The 21,945-nt window shown below is 66.6% G+C and carries 23 protein-coding genes and 3 tRNA genes; 20 read left to right on the plus strand and 6 right to left on the minus strand.

The genetic code is table 11. The features are described 5' to 3' along the window. Positions 1-55: 55 nt before the first annotated feature. Positions 56-934 (minus strand): 23S rRNA (guanosine(2251)-2'-O)-methyltransferase RlmB, encoded by an 879-nt coding sequence (gene rlmB, locus PIB44_RS05895; protein ID WP_278070734.1) that lies wholly within the window; start codon positions 932-934, stop codon positions 56-58. A gap of 149 nt (positions 935-1,083) precedes the next feature. Here rlmB and PIB44_RS05900 point away from each other — a divergent pair. The 5 genes from PIB44_RS05900 to PIB44_RS05920 all read left to right on the plus strand — a co-directional run bounded on the left by PIB44_RS05900 (position 1,084) and on the right by PIB44_RS05920 (position 5,922). Next, positions 1,084-1,167 (plus strand) — tRNA-Tyr (locus PIB44_RS05900). A 96-nt stretch (positions 1,168-1,263) separates the two neighbouring features. After that, positions 1,264-1,337, plus strand: a tRNA-Gly gene (locus tag PIB44_RS05905). A gap of 60 nt (positions 1,338-1,397) precedes the next feature. Next, positions 1,398-2,588, plus strand: a complete 1,191-nt coding sequence (gene tuf, locus PIB44_RS05910; RefSeq protein WP_064108282.1) for an elongation factor Tu — start codon at positions 1,398-1,400, stop codon at positions 2,586-2,588. Between the two features lie 314 nt (positions 2,589-2,902). After that, positions 2,903-4,486: a PAS domain-containing hybrid sensor histidine kinase/response regulator gene (locus PIB44_RS05915; protein WP_278070735.1), complete on the plus strand. Its 1,584-nt coding sequence runs from the start codon at positions 2,903-2,905 to the stop codon at positions 4,484-4,486. A gap of 122 nt (positions 4,487-4,608) precedes the next feature. Then, positions 4,609-5,922, plus strand: a complete 1,314-nt coding sequence (locus tag PIB44_RS05920) for a hemolysin family protein (protein ID WP_025976254.1) — start codon at positions 4,609-4,611, stop codon at positions 5,920-5,922. A 45-nt stretch (positions 5,923-5,967) separates the two neighbouring features. Here PIB44_RS05920 and PIB44_RS05925 read toward each other — a convergent pair whose 3' ends face one another. The 3 genes from PIB44_RS05925 to cydD all read right to left on the minus strand — a co-directional run bounded on the left by PIB44_RS05925 (position 5,968) and on the right by cydD (position 9,859). Further along, positions 5,968-6,339, minus strand: coding sequence for a hypothetical protein (locus tag PIB44_RS05925; RefSeq protein WP_025976255.1), 372 nt, complete (start codon positions 6,337-6,339; stop codon positions 5,968-5,970). 197 nt (positions 6,340-6,536) lie between these two features. Beyond that, complete coding sequence (locus tag PIB44_RS05930; RefSeq protein ID WP_278070736.1) at positions 6,537-8,201, minus strand: amino acid ABC transporter ATP-binding/permease protein; 1,665 nt, start codon at positions 8,199-8,201, stop codon at positions 6,537-6,539. Continuing rightward, positions 8,198-9,859 carry a thiol reductant ABC exporter subunit CydD gene (gene cydD / locus PIB44_RS05935; RefSeq protein WP_278070737.1) on the minus strand — a complete coding sequence of 554 codons (1,662 nt, stop codon included), beginning with the start codon at positions 9,857-9,859 and terminating at the stop codon, positions 8,198-8,200. The genes PIB44_RS05930 and cydD overlap by 4 nt, the downstream gene beginning before the upstream one ends. A gap of 184 nt (positions 9,860-10,043) precedes the next feature. Between cydD and PIB44_RS05940 the strand changes: the two genes are divergently transcribed. From PIB44_RS05940 to PIB44_RS05955, 4 genes are all read left to right on the plus strand, one after another. Next, entirely contained in the window at positions 10,044-11,609 is a 1,566-nt protein-coding gene (locus PIB44_RS05940; RefSeq protein ID WP_278070963.1) for a cytochrome ubiquinol oxidase subunit I, read from the plus strand. 24 nt (positions 11,610-11,633) lie between these two features. Further along, positions 11,634-12,782 carry a cytochrome d ubiquinol oxidase subunit II gene (gene cydB, locus PIB44_RS05945; RefSeq protein ID WP_278070738.1) on the plus strand — a complete coding sequence of 383 codons (1,149 nt, stop codon included), beginning with the start codon at positions 11,634-11,636 and terminating at the stop codon, positions 12,780-12,782. 22 nt (positions 12,783-12,804) lie between these two features. Then, on the plus strand, positions 12,805-12,924 hold the full coding sequence (gene cydX, locus PIB44_RS05950; RefSeq protein ID WP_024355286.1) for a cytochrome bd-I oxidase subunit CydX: 120 nt from the start codon (positions 12,805-12,807) through the stop codon (positions 12,922-12,924). A 192-nt stretch (positions 12,925-13,116) separates the two neighbouring features. Next, the gene (locus PIB44_RS05955) at positions 13,117-13,770 is read left to right on the plus strand and encodes an OmpW/AlkL family protein (protein ID WP_278070739.1); all 654 of its coding nucleotides are present in this window, start codon (positions 13,117-13,119) and stop codon (positions 13,768-13,770) included. A 64-nt stretch (positions 13,771-13,834) separates the two neighbouring features. On the opposite strand, the gene PIB44_RS05960 is transcribed toward PIB44_RS05955, so the two are convergent. Together PIB44_RS05960 and PIB44_RS05965 are read right to left on the minus strand one after the other, a co-directional pair. Continuing rightward, the gene (locus PIB44_RS05960; protein ID WP_278070740.1) at positions 13,835-14,575 is read right to left on the minus strand and encodes a Crp/Fnr family transcriptional regulator; all 741 of its coding nucleotides are present in this window, start codon (positions 14,573-14,575) and stop codon (positions 13,835-13,837) included. A 59-nt stretch (positions 14,576-14,634) separates the two neighbouring features. After that, positions 14,635-15,165 (minus strand): hypothetical protein, encoded by a 531-nt coding sequence (locus PIB44_RS05965; RefSeq protein ID WP_278070741.1) that lies wholly within the window; start codon positions 15,163-15,165, stop codon positions 14,635-14,637. On the opposite strand from PIB44_RS05965, the gene PIB44_RS05970 reads away from it, so the two are divergent. The 11 genes from PIB44_RS05970 (at position 15,164) to rplJ (ending at position 21,905) form a co-directional block, all read left to right on the plus strand. Then, positions 15,164-15,694, plus strand: coding sequence for a pyridoxamine 5'-phosphate oxidase family protein (locus PIB44_RS05970; protein ID WP_029972303.1), 531 nt, complete (start codon positions 15,164-15,166; stop codon positions 15,692-15,694). The two genes, PIB44_RS05965 and PIB44_RS05970, sit on opposite strands and share 2 nt — an antisense overlap. A gap of 138 nt (positions 15,695-15,832) precedes the next feature. After that, positions 15,833-15,908: transfer RNA gene (locus PIB44_RS05975), tRNA-Trp, on the plus strand. A gap of 70 nt (positions 15,909-15,978) precedes the next feature. Further along, positions 15,979-16,278, plus strand: a complete 300-nt coding sequence (gene secE / locus PIB44_RS05980) for a preprotein translocase subunit SecE (protein ID WP_025976264.1) — start codon at positions 15,979-15,981, stop codon at positions 16,276-16,278. Positions 16,279-16,291: 13 nt separating this feature from the next. Next, the gene (nusG, locus tag PIB44_RS05985) at positions 16,292-16,867 is read left to right on the plus strand and encodes a transcription termination/antitermination protein NusG (RefSeq protein ID WP_025976265.1); all 576 of its coding nucleotides are present in this window, start codon (positions 16,292-16,294) and stop codon (positions 16,865-16,867) included. A gap of 197 nt (positions 16,868-17,064) precedes the next feature. Continuing rightward, positions 17,065-17,496, plus strand: a complete 432-nt coding sequence (gene rplK, locus PIB44_RS05990; RefSeq protein WP_024355292.1) for a 50S ribosomal protein L11 — start codon at positions 17,065-17,067, stop codon at positions 17,494-17,496. 3 nt (positions 17,497-17,499) lie between these two features. Beyond that, on the plus strand, positions 17,500-18,189 hold the full coding sequence (gene rplA, locus PIB44_RS05995) for a 50S ribosomal protein L1 (RefSeq protein ID WP_134580334.1): 690 nt from the start codon (positions 17,500-17,502) through the stop codon (positions 18,187-18,189). Between the two features lie 218 nt (positions 18,190-18,407). Further along, positions 18,408-19,064 carry a DUF47 domain-containing protein gene (locus PIB44_RS06000; RefSeq protein ID WP_025976267.1) on the plus strand — a complete coding sequence of 219 codons (657 nt, stop codon included), beginning with the start codon at positions 18,408-18,410 and terminating at the stop codon, positions 19,062-19,064. A 7-nt stretch (positions 19,065-19,071) separates the two neighbouring features. Beyond that, positions 19,072-20,073 (plus strand): inorganic phosphate transporter, encoded by a 1,002-nt coding sequence (locus tag PIB44_RS06005; protein ID WP_134580335.1) that lies wholly within the window; start codon positions 19,072-19,074, stop codon positions 20,071-20,073. Further along, positions 20,073-20,510, plus strand: coding sequence for an NUDIX hydrolase (locus tag PIB44_RS06010; RefSeq protein WP_134580336.1), 438 nt, complete (start codon positions 20,073-20,075; stop codon positions 20,508-20,510). Before PIB44_RS06005 ends, PIB44_RS06010 begins: the two co-directional genes overlap by 1 nt. 63 nt (positions 20,511-20,573) lie before the next feature. Continuing rightward, on the plus strand, positions 20,574-21,092 hold the full coding sequence (locus PIB44_RS06015; RefSeq protein ID WP_278070742.1) for a DUF2059 domain-containing protein: 519 nt from the start codon (positions 20,574-20,576) through the stop codon (positions 21,090-21,092). A gap of 297 nt (positions 21,093-21,389) precedes the next feature. After that, complete coding sequence (gene rplJ, locus PIB44_RS06020) at positions 21,390-21,905, plus strand: 50S ribosomal protein L10 (protein ID WP_024355300.1); 516 nt, start codon at positions 21,390-21,392, stop codon at positions 21,903-21,905. Positions 21,906-21,945: the final 40 nt, after the last annotated feature.

The raw sequence follows: 21,945 nt of genomic DNA on the forward strand, positions 1-21,945 counted from the left end.
GGCGGGGCCCGCGCCAAGACGCTGCAGGGGCGAGTTGACGCGGGCGTTCGCCTTCTTAGCTCGCGCGGCTTTGGGCCCTGGCGACCTCATACAGGGCGATGGCGGCGGCGTTGGAGACGTTCAGACTCTCGAAGCCGCCGGGCATGGGAATGCGGGCCATGGCCTCGCAGTGCTCGGCCACCAGACGGCGCACGCCGTCGCCTTCGGAGCCCATGACTATGACGGTCGGCCGGGCGTCCAGCGCCTGCTCCAGCGTCAGGTCCGAGCCGCCGTCCATGCCGATGGCGCGCCAGCCGTGATCGGCCAGCTTCTCCAGCGCGCGGCTGAGATTCGTCACCCGGGCGCAGGGCAGGCGCTCGGTCGCGCCGGCCGAGGCCTTGGCCAAGGCGCCGGCGAGGGCGGGGGAGTGGCGGTCCTGCACGACGATGCCGCGCGCGCCGAAGGCCAGGGCCGAGCGGAAGATGGCGCCGACGTTCTGAGGGTCCGTCAGCTGATCCAGCATAACGATGACGCCTTCAGCCGGTTCGGCCAGGTCTTCCAGATCGACGCCTTCCAGCGGCTGGACCTTGAAGGCCATGCCCTGGTGTACGGCCCCGGCGGGCAGCATCCGGCCAAGAGCGACCGAATCGACCACCTCGATTCGGTGGCCGTTCGCCAGATTCTCGCGCTGAATCTCTTCGGCGCGGTCTTCGGTGACCATCAGACGGCCCGTTCCGCGACGCGCCGGATTCGCCAAAGCGGCCAGAACCGGGTGGCGTCCCCAAAGAAAATTATCGGCGTCCGGGCGCGACCGGGCGGGTTTGCGCTCGTTTTCGGCGGGGTGGCGGCCTTGCGGCGCGGGGGTTTGAGCCCGATTTGGGCGTGTTTCGTCCCTCTTGTGGAAAGATTGTTTTTTACCGGTTTTCCGGTCGTTGCGTTCTCGAAATGACGACACTATAAGACGGCCTCCGATTTGGGCCCCAGGGCTTTCGGTTCAGGCGCTTCCTCTACTGCAGGCGTCGCCCGACAGCGAAGGCTTTCGTCGCGAAATGATCGAAAGATTGTTTTCGGCGTTTCCAGACCGGCATTGACATAAGGCGCGCTGGGGGAATGTCCCGAGCGGCAAAGGGGGCGGACTGTAAATCCGCTGCGTAAGCTTCGCAGGTTCGAGTCCTGCTTCCCCCACCACGCGCCTTCAATGCCCGCCGGGCCGGGAGTCCAGAAAGGAATCGGGTGCGGAAACGTCGCTCTTCAAACGAAGGGCGGTGCAGCCGCATTCTTCGCGCGGGTATAGCACAATGGTAGTGCAGCAGCCTTCCAAGCTGAATATGCGGGTTCGATTCCCGCTACCCGCTCCAGGTTTTATGAACTGAGCACAGCGCCCCTCCGTTCCGGACCCGGGCCACAGGAGTTTGGCCATGGCCAAGGAAAAGTTCGAACGCACTAAGCCGCACGTGAACATCGGCACGATCGGCCACGTTGACCACGGCAAGACGACGCTGACGGCGGCGATCTCGATGACGCTGGCGAAGGCCGGCGGCAGCAAGGCGATGAACTACGCCGACATCGACAACGCGCCGGAAGAAAAAGCGCGCGGCATCACGATCAACACGTCGCACGTGGAATATGAGACGGCCAACCGTCACTACGCGCACGTGGACTGCCCGGGCCACGCCGACTACGTGAAGAACATGATCACGGGCGCCGCCCAGATGGACGGCGCGATCCTGGTGTGCTCGGCCGCTGACGGCCCGATGCCGCAGACCCGCGAGCACATCCTGCTGTCGCGTCAGGTCGGCGTTCCGGCCCTGGTGGTGTTCCTGAACAAGGTCGACATGGTCGACGACGAGGAGCTGCTGGAGCTGGTCGAAATGGAAGTGCGCGAGCTGCTCAGCTCGTACCAGTTCCCGGGCGACGACATTCCGGTGATCAAGGGCTCGGCCCTGGCCGCCGTCGAAGACCGCGACCCGCAGATCGGCGAAGAGCGCATCCTGGAGCTGATGGCGGCGGTCGACGCCTACATCCCGCAACCGGAACGCCCGATCGACATGCCGTTCCTGATGCCGGTCGAAGACGTGTTCTCGATCTCGGGCCGCGGCACCGTGGTGACGGGTCGCGTCGAGCGCGGCATCGTCAAGGTCGGTGAAGAAGTCGAAATCGTCGGCATCCGTCCGGTTCAGAAGACGACCTGCACCGGCGTCGAAATGTTCCGCAAGCTGCTGGACCAGGGCCAAGCCGGCGACAACGTGGGCGTGCTGCTGCGCGGCACCAAGCGTGAAGACGTCGAGCGCGGCCAGGTGCTGTGCAAGCCGGGTTCGATCACCCCGCACACCAAGTTCGTGGCTGAGGCCTACATCCTGAACAAGGAAGAAGGCGGCCGTCACACGCCGTTCTTCACGAACTACCGTCCGCAGTTCTACTTCCGCACGACGGACGTGACCGGCATCGTGCGCCTGAAGGAAGGCGTGGAAATGATCATGCCGGGCGACAACGCCGAGCTGGACGTCGAGCTGATCACGCCGATCGCGATGGAAGAGAAGCTGCGCTTCGCCATCCGTGAAGGCGGCCGCACCGTCGGCGCCGGCGTCGTGGCCAAGATCGTCGAGTAATATCGACGTCAGAATGAGCGGGGGCCTTGGCCCTCGCTGGTTCGCCAGTAACGAGTAAGCGTAAGCGTACTGGCCTCAAGGAGCCCGCAAGGGCGTTAGGCCGAAGTAAAGGCCTCAAGCAGCGCGAAAGCGCGTTAGGCCAAGCGTAAAGCGTAACAGAGCGGCCCCCGGAGCGATCCGGGGGCCGTTTTGCATGGCCCACGGGCGCGTTGCGCGGGATCAAAGCGTAACCATAGACCTTGGTCGGTGGTTAAGATTAAGCATTTGGCAGCGATGACGGGCGCATGTGGCGGTCTGAAAGGACTTCCAACCCCATGTCTGACGTCGATTGGCCCCGCCGGGCAGGGCTCTCTGCCGCACTGGACGAGGCCGCCATTGTGGCGATCACCGATCGGGCGGGTCGGATCCTGTATTGCAACGACAAATTCGAGGCGGTCAGCGGCTATTCGCGGGCGGAACTGATCGGCCAGACGCACCGGGTGGTGAACTCAGGCGCCCACACGCGCGATTATTTTCGCAATCTGTACCGCACTATCGCGAGCGGGCAGGTCTGGCGCGGCACCATTGAAAACCGCAGCAAGGCTGGCGAGCCCTATTGGGTGGACACCACCATTGTGCCGAACCTCGGGCCTGACGGGCGGCCGGAAACCTATACGGCCATTCGGTTCGAGGTTTCGGACCACGTGCGCGCGCTGAAGGCGCTGGAGGTCGCCCAGTCCGAGGCGCGCGTGGCCGCCGAGGCGCGGGATCGGTTTTTCGCCAACATCAGCCATGAGGTCCGCACCCCGTTGAACGCCGTGCTGGGGCTGGCGTCGGCCCTGACGCACACGGCCCTGACGCCGCGTCAGAACGAGATGCTGGATCTGATTACGGGGGCGGGGGACGCGTTGCGGCGGGTGCTGGATGACATGCTGGACCTGTCGAAAATGCAGGCCGGCCAGTTCACCCTGGCGCCCGCGCCGTTTGACCTGAGGGCCGACATAGGCGCGGTCGTGGAGATGCGCCGCGCGGGCGCGGAGGCCAAGGGACTGACGCTGGCGGCGACCTTCAGCGACGCGGCGAACGGCATGGTGGTCGGCGACGGCGTAAGAATCGCGCAGATCGTCTCCAATCTGGTGTCCAATGCGGTGAAGTTCACGGCTCAGGGCCATGTGGCGGTCCGCGTCGATGTGGCCGGCGATGCACAGGCTGAACGCCTGCTGATCGAAGTGGAGGATGAGGGGATCGGTTTCGACGAACAGGCGGCGCAGCGCCTGTTCCAGCCGTTCGTCCAGGCCGACGACGCCATCTCTCGCCAGTTCGGCGGCACCGGCCTGGGTCTGTCGATCTGTCGCCTGCTGGCGGAGTTGATGGGCGGCGCGATTTCAGCGGAATCGGCCCCGGGACGGGGCAGCGTATTCCGCGTGGCCATACCCATCGAGCGGCAGGCGCCGAATCCCGCGGAGGCTCCGACGGCGACGGGGGACGAGTCTGAAGCGCCGGGACGCCTGCGCGTGCTGGCGGTGGAGGACAATCCGGCCAATCAGATGGTGGTGCGCTGTCTGCTGGAGCCGCTGGGCTTTGACATCGTCACCGCAGACAACGGCGCCGAGGGCGTCGAGCGCTTCATGCTTGAGCCGTTCGACATGGTGCTGATGGATATGCAGATGCCCGTCATGGACGGGCTTGAGGCCATGCGGCGAATTCGGGCGGCCGAGGCGCAATCAGGCCGGCGACGTACGCCGATCGTCATGCTGACCGCCAACACGACCAAGGCGCATCATGTGAAGGCCATGCAGGCCGGGGCGGACCATCTGACAGCCAAGCCGGTGACGCTGCAGATTCTGTTGGACGGGATGGAACGGGGCGCCGCAGCGGCCGAGGCCTGGTCGGAAGTCGCGATTTCAACGGCGGCCTGATGCGGGCCGGCGTAATGCTCGCCGCATAGCGGACAAGAACGCTGGCGCAGACCGAAGTTCATCTTTACTATAGGCTGCGCGGACGCCGTTAGTCGCGCCGCGTCAGGGCTTCTCCCTTTTCGATGTTGACCATCGCTATCGTCGTCGTGCTGCTGCTTGTGGTGCTGAACGGCCTTTTCGCCATGACCGAACTTGCGGTCGTGTCTTCCCGAAAGTCCAAGCTGCAGAGCCGCGCCGAAAGAGGCGACCGGGGCGCCCGAGCCGCGCTGAAGCTGGCCGAGGAGCCCACGCAGTTTCTTTCCGCCGTCCAGGTGGGCATCACCCTGATCGGCATTCTGGCGGGCGCCTATGGTCAAGCGGCCATCGCCGGCCAACTGGATGAAATCCTCAAGGCGAACCTGCCCGCCCTGGCGCCGTATTCGCAGATCATCGCCACCGCCGTGGTGGTGGTGCTGATCACCTATGTCTCGCTGATCGTCGGCGAGCTGGTGCCCAAGCGTCTGGCCCTGATCTTCCCTGAGGCGATCGCCTCCAAGATGGCCGGTCCGATTGCGACCCTGGCCCTAGCGATGAAGCCGTTCGTGCTGCTGCTCACGGCTTCGACCTCGGGCATCCTCAAGCTGATGGGCGTAAAGGACCGCGATGGTTCGGACGTCACCCAGGAAGAGGTCGAGAGCATTCTGGCCGAGGGCACCTCTGCGGGCCTGATCGAGCCGGAAGAGCAGGAGATGATCGAAGAGATCCTGCGTCTGGGCGACCGGGCCGTCCGCGTGGCCATGACGCCGCGTCACGAGGTCTACTGGATCGCGCTGGACGATTCCGAAGAGACGCTGCGCGAGGAAATCCGCACCTGTCCCTATTCGCGCATCGTCGTGGCGCGCGACAACGACATCGATAATCCGCTGGGCGTGGTCCACAAGAAGGATCTGCTGGACAGCCTGCTGACCAATGGCGAATTCAACGTCGAGACGCTGGTGGCCGAACCGGCCTTCATTCCGCAGTCGACCTCGGTGCTGAAGGCGCTGGAGATCCTGAAGGGATCGAAGGTGCACATGGCCTTCGTCGTCGACGAATACGGCGCGTTTGAAGGCGTGGTCACGGCGACGGACCTGCTGGAGATGATCGCCGGCGACTTCAACGAAAGCCACGACGAGACCGAGACCGCCGTGCGCAAGCGCACCGACGGCACCTGGGCCGTCGATGGTCAGGTCGACCTGGACGAACTGGGTGAAATCCTGGGCGAAGACTTCGGCGAACACGAAGGCTTCCACACGGTGGCGGGATTGGTGCTGCACCACCTGTCGCGCGTGCCGAACGAGGGCGACATCCTGCAACTGGGCCGTTTCGAGGTCGAAGTCATCGACATGGACGACCGCCGCATCGACAAGCTGCTGTTCCGTCCGATGATCCACACACACGCCGACGACGCCGCCTGATCTCTCAGGCGGCGTCGCGCGGACGCCTTCGATTGTCGGCGGTCGTCAGGCCGTGGGAAGCGGCTGGGCCAGGGTGACGCGATAGGCGCGCATATCCCCGCCCGGCTGGGCCAGGGAGACGTATTCGCCGACGACGAACTGTTCGTCGTCCAGACGGAAGCCCTCTGCGTCCGTATCTTCGCCTGGAAGGTCGAGAACCCACCGGCCGTCTTCGGCGCGCGTCAGTTGGCCGACGGCCAGCGTCTGGGTCCCCTTGAAGCGGCGGACGCGGGTGTTCTCTGGCGCGGCGGCGATGGCGGCTGCGTCAAGGCGGGCGTCCTTGTCCAGCGTCAGCACCAGGTCATAGCCGTCGTCGGCGTTGCCGTGCGGATGGTCAGGCTCGCGCGCCAGTTCCAGGCGGATGTGATGCAGGGCCATGATGCTCAGCCCTTCTCAGGCTTGGCCAGGCTGCTGGCGATGCAGCCGTAGGCCATGCCGACGATGAAGGTCATGAAGAAGGCGCCGATGGCGATGACGGGGGCGATGATGTCTGCGGGCATGGGTGTTCTCCTCTGCCGACAGAAAAGCGGGTGACGGCAAGCGTCGCCTTGATAGAGATCAAAGATATCGCCCTATCAGGCGGCGGCCTGCCGGGGCTTTGCGCTGATCTGGATGCGGCCGTCGGCGGCTATGCCTGAAACGGTCAGGGCGACATCGCACAGGGCGAGGGGGGCCGGGCGGTGGCTGACCACGATCAGGCCCTGGCCGCTGTGGTGCAGACGGGCGGCCAGCCGTTCAAGAACCTGCGCTTCGGTAGCGGCGTCCAGACCCTCGGTCGGTTCATCCAGCACCAGCCAGGGCGCCGGGCGCAGATAGGCGCGGGCGAGGCCCAGACGGCGGCGCTCGCCGCCCGACAGGCGGGCTCCGTTCTCGCCTACGGACGCATCCAGCCCGCCCGGCGCGGCGCGGGCGCGATCGGTTAAAGCGGCGTCTTCCAACGCGGCCCATAGATCGTCGTCGGCAGCCGACGGGGCGGCCAGGCGCAGGTTCTCGCGCACGCTGCCGGTCAGAAGCACAGCCTGTTGCGGGGCATAGGCGAACAGGGGACGCAGGGTCTCGGCGCCGAGGGCGGCGGCGTCGACCTCTCCGTGCAGGATTTCACCGGGTGAGGCGGGGCGCAGGCCCATCATGCGTTCAATCAGGGTCGTCTTGCCCGCGCCGGACGGGCCAGTGATCGCCAGGCGCTGCGGCGGGGAGACTGTCAGATCGGCGCCGGACAGGCGCAGGCTCGGCGAGACAGCAGCGACGGCCGACGTGGGCGCTTCCTCGTCCAGAAGCTCGCCCAGGCGCTGGACCGCCGCCTTCACCGCGCCGTTCTGGCGCAGGGCGTTGAGCAGGGTTCCTGCGCTTTCGACCGTGGCGACGGCGGCCAGCATGGACAGGGCGGTCAGCGCAGGAGCGCCGGCGCCCGCGGCCAGAGCCGCGCCCGTCACGCCAACGGCCGTGGCGAGGCTCTGGCTGGCCATGATCAGACCGCCGGCGCGGGCCAGTCGCTCGGCTGCGTCCTCGACCGCGTCGCCGTGCTCCGCGAGGCGGTCGGCGGCCCAGGCCTTCATGCCATAGGCCTGAAGCTCGGGCGCGGCGGCGGCCAGGGCGGCGAACTCGGTCTTCAGGGCGCCGGACGCCTGCTGGAGGCGCTGGCCGGCGGGCTCGGCGAAGCGGCGTCCGATCACGACGGCCAGGATGACGCCCAGAGCGGCGGCGCCCGCGACGACCAGCGCCGGGGCCCATCCGGCCAGGGCCGCCATGCCGACGCCGGCGATCAGACCGGCGCCCGCGCCCCAGGGCGTCGACAGGCGCACGAAACGGTCCTGGATCGCGTCCACGTCCTGAACCAGTCGAGCGGAGGCCTCGCCGCCCGCCAAGGAAAGGGCCTTGGTCGTGGGGGCGCGGGCCAGGCCGATGAACAGTTGCGGACGCAGGGCGGCCAGCGCCTTCAGCGCCGCGTCGTGGCCGGTGACGCGCTCGCCATAGCGCGAGGCGGTGCGCACGATGGCGAAGAAGCGGATCATGGCGCTGGGCACCATGTAGTTGAAGACGTGGGCCACGGCGGGTCCGGCGGCCCCGGCCAGGGCGGCGGCGGTGATGAACCAGCCCGACAGGCCCAGCAGCAGGACGGCGCCGGCCGACACCAGGGCGGCGGTGACAGAGGCGGCCAGCAGGCGCGGGCGCTGAGCCTTCTCCTGCGCGCGGATCATGGCCTTCAGGCGCGCGACGCCGGGCGAATCAGAACGGCTCACAGGCGCACCACCTTGTCGGCCAGGGCGGCCACCGCGTCGGAATGGGTGGCGATCAGCACGGTGCGGCCACGCGCGGCCTCGCGGATGACGGGCAGCAGGGCGGCTTCGGCCTCGGCGTCCAGGTTGGCGGTGGGTTCGTCCAGCAGCAGCAGGGGCGCGGGCTTCAGGAAGGCGCGGGCCAGGCCCAGACGGCGGCGCTCGCCGCCCGACAGTCCGCCGCCGCGTTCGTCGATCAGACGATCCAGCGCGCCGTTCAGGCCCGCCTTGCGCGCAGCCTGCTCCACGGCCTCGGGCGTCGCGCCGCGATGGGCCAGGGCGATGTTCTCGGCCAGGGTTCCGCGAATGACGACAGGGGCTTGGCCGGCCCAGGCGATCCAGTCGGTCAGATCGCCGGCCTGCGACAGGCGCGTCTCGCCGAGCATGACCTCTCCCGCGCTAAGAGGCGACAGGCCCAGGAAGAGGTGCAGCAGGCTGCTCTTGCCCAAGCCGCTGAGGCCGGTCAGGGCGACGATGGAGCCGGGGGCGACATCCAGAGTGAAGCCCTCGATCACAGGCGCGCCGTCATAGGCGATGGCGACGTCGCGGAAGGCGATGGCGGGCGCCTGGCCGGGGCGGGGCGGGCGCGTGGTCCGCGCGGCTTCGACGCTCAGGCGACGCAGGCTGGGGACGGCGGACTCGGCGGCCTGACGGTCGTGGTAGGCGGCGGCGAGGCGGCGCATCGGCTGATAGACTTCCGGCGCCAGGGCCAGAACGAAGAAGGCGCGAGTCAGGCTGAGCTGTTCCGGCGCCGGAAAGGGCAGCAGCTTCAGCAGGTTGAAGCCGCAATAGACAGCGACCAGGGCCACGGCCAGGGCGGAGAAGAACTCCAGCACCGCCGAGGACAGAAAGGCGACCTTGAGCACCTTGCCGGTGCGGCGGGCCAGGTCGTCCGAGGCGCGGGCGATGACGCGGCTCTGTTGCGTCTCGGCCTGAAAGGCGAGGATGGCGGGCAGGGCGCGCACCCGGTCCAGGAACAGGCCCGACAACCGTTCCAGCGCCTGGAACTGACGACGGCTTTCGGCGCCCGCCGCCATGCCGGTCAGGGCCATGCCGATGATGAAGGGCAGCAGGGTGAAGATCAGTATGCCGGCGGTGAAGGGGCTGACCACGGCGGTCACGGCGATCAGAATCAGCGGCGAGGCGGCGGCCGCCGTGCGGGCGGGCGAAAAGCGCGCGACATGGCCGTCCAGAGCCTCGACCCCTTCGACGACGGCGGTCATGGCGGCGGCGTCGGACAGGCGGCCGGACAGGGCCTCCGTCAGGATGGAGCGACGAATTCCGTTCTTGGCCGCGCGGGCGGCGCGAGTGTTCACCCTGACCGCCGTGTGGCTGAGCGCGCCGCGCGCCAGCAGGGAGACGGCCGCCAGACCCAGGCCCGGCAGGGCGCCGTCGATGCCTTGAGGCAGGGCGCCGACCGCCAGGGCCAGACCGGCTGCGAATCCGACCGCAGGCACGGTGTCGGCGATGACCAGCGCCCCGCCTAGCGTCATCAGCCGCCGCCACGGCGTCAGCGCAGCCTTCAGCCAGGCGGCGGGCGGCGTCTCGTCTAAGGCCGGGGCGTTGGGGGCGATCGGCTGGGCCGTCATCTTGTCTCCAGGGTCGATCAGCGGATCAGCCATGATCGCCGACGACGCGGGATTGGGCAAAAGGCCCATGGGACGAAAGGACCTTGGGCGAAACGCCGTCTAGTCCGAGTCGGCCCTGTCGGCTTTGATCAGGATCAAGGCGCGCCAAACCGCGTGGCTTTAGGTTAGAGTAGAACGCCGGTCGATGGGGGCTGGCGGTCAGGAGCCTGGAACGATGATCGACCTGGCGGTCGTAGACCTTTCACGCCTTCAGTTCGCACTGACGGCGCTATACCACTTTTTGTTTGTGCCCCTCACATTGGGCCTCTCCTTCATGCTGGTCATCATGGAGAGCATCTATGTGATGACCCGCCGGCCGATCTGGCGGACGATCACCCGTTTCTGGGGCGTGATTTTCGGCATCAACTTCGTGCTGGGCGTGGCCACCGGCCTGACGATGGAATTCCAGTTCGGCATGAACTGGAGCTACTATTCCCACTACGTCGGGGACATCTTCGGGGCGCCGCTGGCGATCGAGGGCCTGATGGCCTTCTTCCTGGAGGCGACCTTCGTCGGCCTGATGTTCTTCGGCTGGGACAAGCTGAAGCCGCACGCCCACCTGTTCGTCACCTTCATGGTCGCCCTGGGCACCAACCTGTCGGCCCTGTGGATCCTGGTGGCCAACGGCTGGATGCAGAACCCCGTCGGCGCGGCCTTCAACCCCGACACCATGCGTATGGAAATCACCGACTTCATGGCGGTGATCTTCAACCCGGTGGCCCAGGCCAAGTTCGTGCACACCGTGTCGGCCGGCTACGTCTGCGCCGCCGTGGTCGTGCTGGGCATCTCGGCCTTCTATCTGCTGAAGGGCAAGCACAAGGGCTTCGCCAAGCGGTCGATGACGGTCGCCGCAGCGTTCGGCCTGCTGTCCTCGCTGTCGGTGGTCGTTCTGGGCGATGAGTCGGGCTACGCCCTGACCGACAACCAGAAGATGAAGCTGGCCGCGCTGGAAGCCATGTGGCGCACCGAGCCGGCGCCGGCCGGCCTGACCCTGTTCGGCCTGCCCAGCCTTGAGGACCGTCACACCCATTTCGAGGTCAAGGTGCCCTATGTCCTGGGCCTGATCTCGACGCGCAGCATCGACAAGCCGGTCGAGGGCATCCTGGAGCTGGTCGCCGTCGCCGAGGACCGCATCGAACGCGGCGTCGTCGCCCATGACGCGCTGGAGAAGGTCAAGGCCGATCCGACCGACATGGCCGCGCGCGGTCAGTTCGAGACGGTCCGCAACGACCTGGGCTACGGCCTGCTGCTGAAACGCTATGTCGAAGATCCGCGCACGGCCACGCCGGACCAGGTCAAGCAGGCCGCCTGGTCGACGGTGCCGAACGTGCCGCTGATGTTCTGGGTGTTCCGCTTCATGGCCGGCATCGGCTTCCTGATGATCGGCCTGTTCGGCACGGCCTTCGTGCTGTGCACCCTGCGCAAGCATGAGACCAAGTGGTTCCTGCGCCTGGCCGTCCTGGCCATCCCGCTGCCGTGGATCGCCATCGAGGCCGGTTGGCTGCTGGCCGAAGTGGGGCGTCAGCCCTGGGCCGTGGAAGGCGTCCTGCCGACCTTCCTGGGCGCGTCCAGCCTGACGGTGGCGCACCTGTGGACCACGATCATCTGCTTCACCCTGCTGTACGGCGCCCTCGCCGTCGTCGAGGTCGGCCTGATCCTGCGCGCGGTCAAGAAGGGGCCGTTCGCCGAACAGGAAGCCCGTGAAGAAGACGCCCGCACGGAAGGCGAGCCCGCGGTCGCCTGACCCGGTCGTTGAAGGAAAAGAGAGATGGAACTCCCCCTCGACTACACCACCCTCCGCCTGATCTGGTGGGGACTGCTGGGCGTGCTGCTGATCGGCTTCGCCCTGACCGACGGGTTCGACATGGGCGTCGGCGCCCTGCTGCCCTTCGTCGCCAAGAAGGATGAAGAGCGTCGCATGGTGATCAACACCATCGGCGCGACCTGGGAAGGCAACCAGGTCTGGCTGATCGTGGGCGGGGCGGCGATCTTCGCCGCCTGGCCGCAGGTCTACGCCGTCAGCTTCTCGGGCTTCTACCTGGCGATGTTCCTGGTGCTGTCCGCGCTGATATTGCGGCCCGTGTCGTTCAAATACCGCTCCAAGCGGCCCGAGGCGCGTTGGCGCTCCATGTGGGACTGGGGCCTGTTCATCGGCAGCTTCTTCCCGGCTCTGGTGTTCGGCGTGGCGGTCGGCAACGTCCTCATCGGCGCGCCCTTCCGCCTGACCAGCGACCTGCGCAGCTTCTATGAAGGCGGCCTGCTGGGTCTGTTCACGCCCTTCACCCTGCTGTGCGGCCTACTGTCGGTGTCCATGCTGGTCCTGCACGGCGCCGCCTGGTTGGCGATCAAGGGCGAAGAAGGTCCGGTGCTGAAACGCGCCCGCGCCATCGGCACCGCCGCCGGCGTGGCCAGTCTGGTGCTGTTCGCCATCGGCGGGGCGATGGTGGCCTTCGGCGACATGGGCTTCCGCATCACCGGCGTGGTCGATACGGCGGGCGCCTCCAACCCGCTGCGCACGGCGGTCGAGGCGGCGCCGGGCGCCTGGATGGACAACTACGGCCGCTATCCGTGGATGATCATCGCTCCCGTTCTAGGCTTTGCGGGCGCTGCGGTCGGCCTTCTGGGGATGTGGCGCAAGTCGGCGGCCCTGGCCTTCGGCGGATCGTCGGCCTCGGCGGTCGGGATCATCTCGACGGTCGGCCTGTCGATGTTCCCCTTCATCCTGCCCAGCTCGATCGACGCCCAGTCCAGCCTGACGTTGTGGAACGCCTCGTCCAGCCATACGACCCTGTTCATCATGCTGATCGTGGTCGCGGTCTTCCTGCCCTTCGTCCTGCTCTACACCTCCTGGGTCTATAAGGTGCTGTGGGGTCGCTCGACGATGGACGCGCTGAAGACCAACCCCGACCTCTACTGATCCCGCGAAAGGAGATCATCTCATGTGGTATTTCGCCTGGATCCTGGGCCTCGGCCTGGCGGTGGCCTTCGGTGTTCTGAACGGCCTGTGGCACGAGTTCCGCCTGTTCGACGAAGGGGACGAGGGACACTCCGAGCCCTGATCCCCGTCCTCTGACGGACTGAACTGAATCATCCCCTTCGGCGCCCGCCGGAGGGGATTTTTCTTGGACGAAACCGATGAAATATCCGTCGCTTGCGATGGATCAAGGCGAGGAGGGCGGCGTGTGTCCACAGTGATTGGGACATCGAAGCCGGGCCCTCTTCCGACCCGGCGAATGTCGGGGATTGAACCGATGAAAACCGCCGCCGCCCTTATCGCCTCCGTCAGCCTGGTGGCCGTCGCCGGCGCCGCATCCGCCCAGACGACCGCCCCCGAACCGGTGGGCAAGGGCTCGCTGATTGTGACGGCCCGCATGACGGGCGTCCTGCCCCAGGCCGACGACGCCATCGTCACCGCCGCCGGGGCCGACAGCGGCCTGAAGGTCGATGTGGGCGACGACTGGATGCCGACGCTGGGCTTTACCTATTTCGTCGCCGACCACTGGGCCGTCGAGGCCATTCTGGGCGCCACCCAGCACGAGGTGCGCGCCAAGGGCGGGACGACCGATGTGGCCGTGCACGAGACCTGGGTGCTGCCGCCGGTAGTGACGCTGCAATACCGGCCGACGCCGAACGCGACGGTCAGCCCCTATGTCGGGGCGGGCGTCAGCTACATGGCCTTCTTCAGCGGCAAGGACAAAAACGGCTTCGAGGTCGATCTGGATGACGGCTTCGGCGTCGCGCTTCAGGCCGGGGCCGACTGGAACATATCCGGCCCGTGGACGCTGAACCTGGACGCCAAGAAGGTGTGGTTCGACACGGACGCCAAGATCAACGGCGGCGCGCTGAAGAGCAGCGTCAGTCTGGATCCCTGGGTCGTGTCGGTGGGCGTCGGCCGCAAGTTCTGAGCCGATGCGGGGAGGGGCGCGGAACGTCAGGCCGCGCCCCCTTCACCCTATTCGTCGAAATGGATCAGGCGGCGCCTTCGCCCAGAGCCTTCAGTGCGGCTGGATCCGGCAGGGCGACGTCATTGCCCGGCAGCAGCTGGATCAGGCCCGAGGTCTTGAACTGGGTGAAGAGCCGGCTGACGGTCTCGATCGTCAGGCCCAGGTAGTCGGCGATGTCCAGCCGCGTCATCGGCAGGTGGACCTGACCCTCCGGGCCGCCCAACTGAACCTGACGTTCCGCAAGACGGGTCAGGAAGCTGGCCAGCCGCTCGCGCGCTGTCTTGCGGCCCAGAAGGACGATCTGTTCCTGAGCCGCCATCAGCTCGTCCCCGGCCAGCGCCACCAGCCGGTGCTCCAGCGCGGGCAGGGCGTTCAGCAGTTGATCGAAATCGCTGCGCCGGAAGCGGCAGGCGTTCAGCGGCGTCAGCGCCTCGGCCGTGAAGCTGGACGCGCCGCGTCCGCCCAAGCCCAGAAAGTCGCCCTGGAACAGGAAGCCGGTGATCTGGCGTCGTCCGTCGGGCAGCAGGCGATACAGCTTCACCGCCCCGTCCACGACGTTAAAGACGAAGGGGTTGGGGTCGCCTTCGTGGAACAGGGCCTGTCCGGGCTGGGCCGTGACGGTCTCGCTGGCGCAGGCCATGCTTTGCAGCTCATGCCCCTTCAGGTCGGCGCAGACGCCCAGCGGACGGGCGCCGCAGTTGGCGCACGGATGCACGTCCTCCAGACGCACCTTTTCGATTTGGGTCTGGGCCGCAGCGGTGTTCACGAAGGTCGTCTCCCGGATGACGGAGCAGTCTAGGCCAAGCGTCGCCGATTCCGAATAGGTCAGCCTGTCCTAGCCGTCCTTTCGACGGCGCAGTCCGGCGTCTGAGCCTCTTCGGCATAGCGCAGCCGGGCGCCCAGTTGGGCGGCCAAGGCGGTCAACTCGACGGCCAGACTCTGACGCACCAGCGGCCGCACGCCCATCTCGCGCACCACGAAGGGACCGGCCCACAGCGTTTCGCCGTACTCCAGATCAGGTTGCCGCCACCAACTGACGAAGCCCAGAACCCCGCCGCGCTGATTGCGGGCGCTGAGGATGCCGCGGCTTTCCGGCGCGGCGCGCCAGGCCGACAGGAAGGCGTCCCACTGGGCGGGCTCCAGACTGGGGCGCCACAACCGCGCCAGCGCAAAGGCGGCGGGCGCCTCGGCTTTGCTGAGGGGGGACACCTCGAGACGAGGCGCTTCGGGCGCGAGGCGGGACTCTGTCATGGGACGATTGGAACCGAAGCGGCGTCCAGTCGCCTTGATCTGCGTCAAGGCCGGGTCGAAGCTGCCGCCCCAGTCTGCTGTCGCCTTCTGTTGGAGAATCGCCATGAGCTCGACCTCGCGCACGACCCCGATCCATGGCGGGGCGGTCGCCGCCATCCTGAAGCTGCTGGATAGTCAGAAGCTGATGACCCTGGCGGTGAATCGGGCGGATGGGCGGCCTCAGGCTGCGACGCTCGGCTATCTGAACGACGGGCTGAACCTCTACTTCGTCACCGGCCGCGACAGCGAGAAGCTGAAGAACCTGACCGCCGATCCGCGCGTGGGCGTGGCCGTGCGCGGCGTGGGCGAAGAGGGGGAGGCGGTCGGCGTCTCCATCGACGGTCGCGCCGAAGAGGTAACGGACGGCGACGAGGTGAAGCGGGTCAACGATCTGATCATCAAGCGCGCGCCGGAAGTCAGCCCCTGGGCGCCGGGCGGGGACGCCGTGGCGGTGGTTAAGGTTGTTCCCGAAGAGATCGAGGCTGTGGCGGTGATCGATGGCCGCAGCCGCGCCCAGACCTTCTCGATCGGCGACGCCGACGATCTGGTCAAAGGCCTGAGCTATGAGCCGAGCGCGGTGGCGCGGTTGTTCTGAGGAAAATCCGCGGCTTCATGCGTCTGCGGCGCAGATGGCCCTTGAAATGGCCGTAGGGCTCGGGCATACGCCCCCCTCTGGCGAGGGTCGCGCCGCTGGAACGATTTCCACGGCGCGCTGATCTTTGTCCGGGACACTAGGAGTGTAGCTCAGCTGGTAGAGCATCGGTCTCCAAAACCGAGGGCCGGGGGTTCGAGTCCCTCCACTCCTGCCATTCCCCCTGTTGTTATCGCCTGGGACTTCCCATGTGGGGCAGCAGGATCCAGAGGTTGAAGAGACGTCAAATGGCCAAGGCGAAGACCCCCGGCGGCCGCCGCACCACGGGGACCAAGACCGCAGCAGCCGCGCAAGGCGCAGCGACCGTGGCCGTCGACGCGCCCGCGCCGAAGAAAAAGACGTCCATCCCCCAGTTCATCAGCGAAGTCCGTGCTGAGGCCCGCAAGATCACCTGGCCCAGCCGCAAGGAGACCTGGATCACGTCGGTGATGGTCTTCATCATGGTGCTGATCGCAGCCGCTTTCTTCTGGATCGTGGATACGGGCCTTGGCTTCGCGTCCCGCATCATCCTCAGCCTTGGCCAATAAAGGAGACGCGCACATGACCGATGCAGCGCCCAAGCCGGCGGCCAATCCCCGCCACAAGTGGTATATCGTCCACGCCTATTCCAACTTCGAGAAGAAGGTCGCCGAACAGCTGCGCGACCAGGCCAGGCAACAGGGGCTGGAAGACGCCTTCTCCGAAATCCTGGTCCCGACTGAGGATGTCGTCGAGATCCGTCGCGGCAAGAAGGTCAACGCCGAGCGCAAATTCTTCCCCGGCTATGTGCTGGTGAAGATGGAGATGACCGACGAGGCCTATCACCTGGTCAAAAACACGCCGAAGGTCACGGGCTTCCTGGGCGCCGCGGGCGGCACCAAGCCGCTGCCGGTCTCGGAACGCGAAGTCCAGAACATCATCGGCCAGGTGGAAGAGGGCGTCGAGCGTCCGAAACCCACCATCCGCTTCGACATCGGCGAGAACGTCAAGGTCACCGACGGCCCGTTCGCCAGCTTCGACGGTCAGGTCGAGAGCGTCGACGAAGAGAACGCCCGCCTGCGCGTGGCTGTCTCGATCTTCGGCCGCCCGACCCCGGTCGATCTGGAATACAATCAGGTGGAGAAGGTCAGCGCCTGATCGGCCGCTGACGCCACGCAGAGATCGGGACCGTCTCCGGGCGGTCCCGTTTGCGTTTTCAGGGTCTGCCTGCTAAACGCGCGCCTTCGCTGGACGACCCTGGAGTCGCCCAGCGTCAAATCCGTGGGAGGCAGCCATGCCGGACCACGGCTCACCGGCCCGACGCACCGTCATCGGGTCATTCATAGGAGAGACCAATGGCCAAGAAGATTCTCGGCTATATCAAGCTGCAAGTGCCGGCCGCCTCGGCCACGCCTTCGCCCCCGATCGGCCCGGCTCTGGGTCAGCGCGGCGTGAACATCATGGGCTTCTGCAAGGAGTTCAACGCGCGGACCGAGAAGGAAGCCAAGGGCACCCCGCTTCCGACCGTCATCACCGTCTATCAGGACAAGTCGTTCACCTTCATCACCAAGACGCCCCCGGCGACCTGGTATCTGAAGCAAGCCGCTGGCATCAAGTCGGGCTCCAAGCTCGTCGGCCGCGAGTTCGCCGGCAAGATCACGCAGACGCAACTGCGCGAAATCGCCGAGAAGAAGATGAAGGACCTGAACGCGAACGACCTGGACGCCGCGTCGCGCATCATCGAGGGCTCGGCCCGCGCCATCGGCATTCAAGTGGTGGAGGGCTAAGACATGGCTAAGCAGACCAAAGCCCATAAGGCCCGCACGGGCGTGACCGAAGACCTGCTGGTCTTCTCGGACGCCATCAAGCTGGTGAAAGACAACGCCAAGGCCAAGTTCGACGAGTCGATCGAAATCGCCATCAACCTGGGCGTCGACCCGCGTCACGCCGACCAACAGGTCCGCGGCGTGGTGAACCTGCCCTCGGGCACAGGCCGTGACGTCCGCGTCGCCGTCTTCGCCAAGGACGCCAAGGCTGAAGAAGCCAAGGCGGCCGGCGCCGAGCACGTCGGCGCTGAAGACCTGTACGAGAAGATCGCCGGCGGCTTCATGGAGTTCGACCGCGTGATCGCATCGCCGGACATGATGGCCCTGGTCGGTCGTCTGGGTAAGGTGCTGGGCCCGCGCGGCCTGATGCCGAACCCGAAGGTCGGCACCGTGACCCCGAACGTCGCCCAGGCCGTCAAGGACGCCAAGGGCGGCGCCGTTGAGTTCCGCGTCGAGAAGGCGGGCATCGTCCACGCCGGCATCGGCAAGGCCTCCTTCACCCAGGACGCCCTGGAAGCCAACGTCAAGGCCATCGTGGACGCTCTCGTCCGCGCCAAGCCGTCGGGCGCCAAGGGCACCTATGTGAAGCGCATCGCCCTGTCCTCGACGATGGGCCCGGGCTTCAAGGTCGACCCGGCTTCGCTGGGCGCCTGATAGGCTTCACGGCTAAGAATGACGACGGCCCCGGAAGAGCGATCTTCCGGGGCCGTTTTCTTTGTTCGATGGGCCGCGCAGACGCACCGTGGGCGGGCCACGGAGCGCGGAACAGCGAGGCTAATCCACCGTTCTGTACCCGGATGACTTGACGAGGCGGGTGGGAATCCGGTCTTGGAGCCCGGGCGCCCCGGCGGCGACCGTATCGGAGAGGCTTCATGCTCAACTGGTTTCAGGCGCTGCTGCCTAAGGAAGATAACTTCTTTCGGCTGTTCGACGCCCATGCTCTGAGCCTGGCCCACGGCGCTGCCGCGCTGCGCAAGATGATGGACGGCGGGCCCGAGACCAGCGAATGGTGCGCCAAGGTGGTCGCGCATGAAGAGGAAGCCGACGAGGTCGCGCGCGAGGTTCTGTTCGCCGTGCGCCGCAGCTTCATCACCCCGTTCGACCGGGCCGACATCCGGGGGCTGACGAACTCACTGGACGACACCATCGACCAGATGCAGAAGGCGGCCAAGGTGGTCACCCTGTACGAGATGCGCGACTTCTCGCCCAAGATGCAGGAACTGGCCGACATCGCCGTGCAGTGCGCGGCCCTGACGCAGGAAGCCTTCACCCTGCTGCCGGCCATGCGCAAGAACCACGACCGGCTGAACGTCCTGACCGAACAGATCACAGATCTGGAGGCGCGCAGCGACGACCTGTACGACGCCGGGATGAAGGCGCTGTATGAGGCGCACCGCCATGACGGCACGGGCGGCAACACTCTGGGCTTCATCATCGGCAGCCAACTGCTGGATCACCTGGAGAAGGTGATCGACCGGTTCGAGGATGTGGCCAACCGCATCAACGGCGTTCTGGTCGAGCACCTGTAGGACCATCATGGATCACGCCCTCCTGATCCTGGTCTTCCTGATCGGCGTCGCCTTGCTGTTCGACTTCCTGAACGGCCTGCACGATGCGGCCAACTCTATCGCCACCATCGTCGCCACGCGCGTCCTGCCGCCGATCTATGCGGTCGGGTGGGCGGCCTTCTTCAACTTCATCGCCTTTCTGTTCTTCGGGCTGCACGTTGCGGACACGATCGGCCGAGGCATCATCTCGCCCGACGTCATTTCGGATCAGGTGATCTTCGGCGCTCTGATGGGCGCCATTCTCTGGAACGTCATCACCTGGATGTTCGGGATTCCGTCGTCCAGTTCGCACGCTTTGATCGGCGGCCTGTTGGGGGCCGGCATCGCCAAGGCGGGCAGCGGAGCCGTGGTCATCAGCGGCGTGCTGAAGACGGTCGGCGCCATCTTCATGTCTCCGGCCATCGGCTTCCTGCTGGCGCTGCTGCTGGTGCTGATCGTGTCCTGGCTGTTCGCCAAGGCCAATCCGAACTTCGCCGACAGAATCTTCCGTGGTTTGCAGTTCGTCTCCGCCTCGGCCTATTCGCTGGGGCACGGCGGCAACGACGCCCAGAAGACGATGGGCATCATCGCCATCCTGCTCTATTCGCGCGGCATGCTGGGGGGCGAGTTCCATGTGCCTTTCTGGGTGGTCATCACCTGTCAGGCGGCCATCGCCCTGGGCACGCTGTTCGGCGGCTGGAAGATCGTTCACACCATGGGGTCGCGGATCACGCGGCTTAGCCCCCAGCAGGGGTTCTGCGCCGAGACGGGCGGGGCCATCACCCTGTTCGCGGCGACCAGCATGGGCATTCCGGTGTCCACCACCCACACCATCACCGGCGCCATCGTCGGCGTGGGCGCGGCCAAGCGCGTCTCGGCCGTGCGCTGGAGCGTGGCGCGCAGCATCGTCACCGCCTGGTTCATCACCATGCCGGCGGCCGCCGCCATCGGCGCCCTGTTCTACGCCCTGGGCGGCCTGTTCCTGACCTGATGTCGAACAAGCCCCGGACCCTTTCGTCGGAGACGCGCCAGGTCGCGGCCTTGCCCTGGCGGCACGGGCCGGACGGCGTGGAGATCATGATGATCACCTCGCGCGAGACGCGGCGCTGGGTCATCCCCAAGGGCAACCGCATGGCGGGCAAGACCGACGCCGAGGCCGCCGTGATCGAGGCCTATGAGGAGGCGGGCGTTCAAGGCGACGTCATGGGCGCGCCCATCGGCTGGTTCCGGTACGGCAAGCGGCTGAAGTCGGGACGGGTTCAGGCCACCATCGCCAGCGTCTATCCGCTGGAGGTCTTCATCCAGCTGGGCGCCTGGCCCGAGGACGCCCAGCGCGAACGCCGCTGGATGTCGGCTGAGGACGCTGCAGCCGTGGTGGACGAGGCGGAACTGGCGGAACTGATCCGGGACTTCAGACCGCGCGCCTGAGGCTTGCGCTTCCTGGATATCGGTGGTCGATAAGGTTATGCTCGACCGGGAAGGGTGAACGCCATGAAAAGATCCATCGCCATCGGACTGGCCGTCGCTCTGCTGGCGTCCATCCCGGCCGCCCAGGCGCAACAGGCGCAACAGGCGGACCGGCGCGCGGCGCTCGCCGAGCGCTATGTCGAGCTGTCGATCGTTGGCCTGGAGAAGACGGTCCGCGACGGCATCGCCCGGCAGATGGAGGAACACGGCTCCGCCATGCCCGAGGCTCACGCTCAATGGTTTCGCGTCAACGCGCCGACCATCCTCCTGCCGCACCTGCAGAGAGTGATCGAGGCGATGAAGCGGGACTACGCCGAACGCTTCACTGAGCAGGAGCTGGCGGCTCTGGTCGCCTTCTATGAGGCGCCGATGGGCCGCGCCATCGCTCGCAAGCAGATGGACATGGGCGTCGAGGAGGGGCAGCGGATGGCGGCCTTCGAGGCGGCCTTCATGAACGATCTGCTGAACAAATACTGCGGGGCTTTCGACTGCGAGGCCATGGCGCGCGAGGCCGCGGGCGCCGCCAAGCCGCCCAAGCGTTGATTTTCCCGCCGGGCCGTGTATAGAGCCCGCATCTCGTCAGGGCCTCGGTTCTGACGATGCCTGTCCGAGAACTTCGGGATGCGGGGGTCGCCCGCGTCATAATCGTCCAGAGAGCCCTCTGGCGCCGTGGGGAGATGGGGATGCAAAGAGCTTTCGTCCTGCCGGTATCCGGCGGGCGGGCCGCGCTTCCTTCGGACAATAAGACCGGCCTGAACGCTGTGCAGCGATGCATGGCGCTTAAGCCAAATCCGTCGTCGGGAATAAGCCCGGCGGCGAATGCCAAAACTGGAGACCACAATGGACCGCGCACAAAAAGCCGAGTCGATCGAACAGCTGAAGAGCGTGTTCGCCGACGCGGGCGCCGTGGTCGTGACCCACAACCTGGGTCTGACCGTTGTGGAGATGGAAGACCTGCGCCGTCGCCTTCGTAAAGAAGGCGGCGCGTTCAAGGTGGTGAAGAACCGTCTGGCGCTCAAGGCGCTGGGCGTCGAGGAAGGCAGCGAGTACCACGACCTGTTCAAGGGTCCCGTGGGCATCGCTTATGCAGCCGACCCGGTCACCGCCGCCAAGGTCACGGCCGAATTCGCCAAGGGGAACGACAAGTTCAACATCCTTGGCGGTTTCATGGGCGACAAGGTTCTGGACGCCAAGGGCGTCGAGGCCCTGTCCAAGCTGCCGTCGCTGGATCAACTGCGCGGCAAGCTCATCGGCCTGCTGCAAGCCCCGGCGACCAAGGTTGCTGGCGTCCTGCAGGCGCCGGCCGGCCAACTGGCTCGCGTCTTCAACGCGTACGCGACCAAAGACGCCGCCTAAGCCCCGTCATCTCTGCATATCTCTCTGAACCTCATCCTAC

Origin of the sequence: Brevundimonas sanguinis (genome assembly GCF_029636725.1) — a bacterium.
GTDB classification, from domain to species: Bacteria; Pseudomonadota; Alphaproteobacteria; order Caulobacterales; family Caulobacteraceae; genus Brevundimonas; species Brevundimonas sanguinis.

What these genes read in the sequence shown, in the direction of transcription:
- PIB44_RS05955 (WP_278070739.1), top strand. Translation starts at nt 13,117, where the DNA reads ATGAAAACCGCCGCCGCCCTTATCGCCTCCGTCAGCCTGGTGGCCGTC.
- cydD (WP_278070737.1), bottom strand. Translation starts at nt 9,859, where the DNA reads ATGGCTGATCCGCTGATCGACCCTGGAGACAAGATGACGGCCCAGCCG.
- PIB44_RS05925 (WP_025976255.1), bottom strand. Translation starts at nt 6,339, where the DNA reads ATGGCCCTGCATCACATCCGCCTGGAACTGGCGCGCGAGCCTGACCAT.
- cydB (WP_278070738.1), top strand. Translation starts at nt 11,634, where the DNA reads ATGGAACTCCCCCTCGACTACACCACCCTCCGCCTGATCTGGTGGGGA.
- PIB44_RS05915 (WP_278070735.1), top strand. Translation starts at nt 2,903, where the DNA reads ATGTCTGACGTCGATTGGCCCCGCCGGGCAGGGCTCTCTGCCGCACTG.
- tuf (WP_064108282.1), top strand. Translation starts at nt 1,398, where the DNA reads ATGGCCAAGGAAAAGTTCGAACGCACTAAGCCGCACGTGAACATCGGC.
- PIB44_RS05970 (WP_029972303.1), top strand. Translation starts at nt 15,164, where the DNA reads ATGAGCTCGACCTCGCGCACGACCCCGATCCATGGCGGGGCGGTCGCC.
- secE (WP_025976264.1), top strand. Translation starts at nt 15,979, where the DNA reads ATGGCCAAGGCGAAGACCCCCGGCGGCCGCCGCACCACGGGGACCAAG.
- nusG (WP_025976265.1), top strand. Translation starts at nt 16,292, where the DNA reads ATGACCGATGCAGCGCCCAAGCCGGCGGCCAATCCCCGCCACAAGTGG.
- PIB44_RS06010 (WP_134580336.1), top strand. Translation starts at nt 20,073, where the DNA reads ATGTCGAACAAGCCCCGGACCCTTTCGTCGGAGACGCGCCAGGTCGCG.
- rplA (WP_134580334.1), top strand. Translation starts at nt 17,500, where the DNA reads ATGGCTAAGCAGACCAAAGCCCATAAGGCCCGCACGGGCGTGACCGAA.
- PIB44_RS06005 (WP_134580335.1), top strand. Translation starts at nt 19,072, where the DNA reads ATGGATCACGCCCTCCTGATCCTGGTCTTCCTGATCGGCGTCGCCTTG.
- PIB44_RS05920 (WP_025976254.1), top strand. Translation starts at nt 4,609, where the DNA reads ATGTTGACCATCGCTATCGTCGTCGTGCTGCTGCTTGTGGTGCTGAAC.
- PIB44_RS06015 (WP_278070742.1), top strand. Translation starts at nt 20,574, where the DNA reads ATGAAAAGATCCATCGCCATCGGACTGGCCGTCGCTCTGCTGGCGTCC.
- rplJ (WP_024355300.1), top strand. Translation starts at nt 21,390, where the DNA reads ATGGACCGCGCACAAAAAGCCGAGTCGATCGAACAGCTGAAGAGCGTG.
- PIB44_RS05965 (WP_278070741.1), bottom strand. Translation starts at nt 15,165, where the DNA reads ATGGCGATTCTCCAACAGAAGGCGACAGCAGACTGGGGCGGCAGCTTC.
- cydX (WP_024355286.1), top strand. Translation starts at nt 12,805, where the DNA reads ATGTGGTATTTCGCCTGGATCCTGGGCCTCGGCCTGGCGGTGGCCTTC.
- PIB44_RS06000 (WP_025976267.1), top strand. Translation starts at nt 18,408, where the DNA reads ATGCTCAACTGGTTTCAGGCGCTGCTGCCTAAGGAAGATAACTTCTTT.
- rplK (WP_024355292.1), top strand. Translation starts at nt 17,065, where the DNA reads ATGGCCAAGAAGATTCTCGGCTATATCAAGCTGCAAGTGCCGGCCGCC.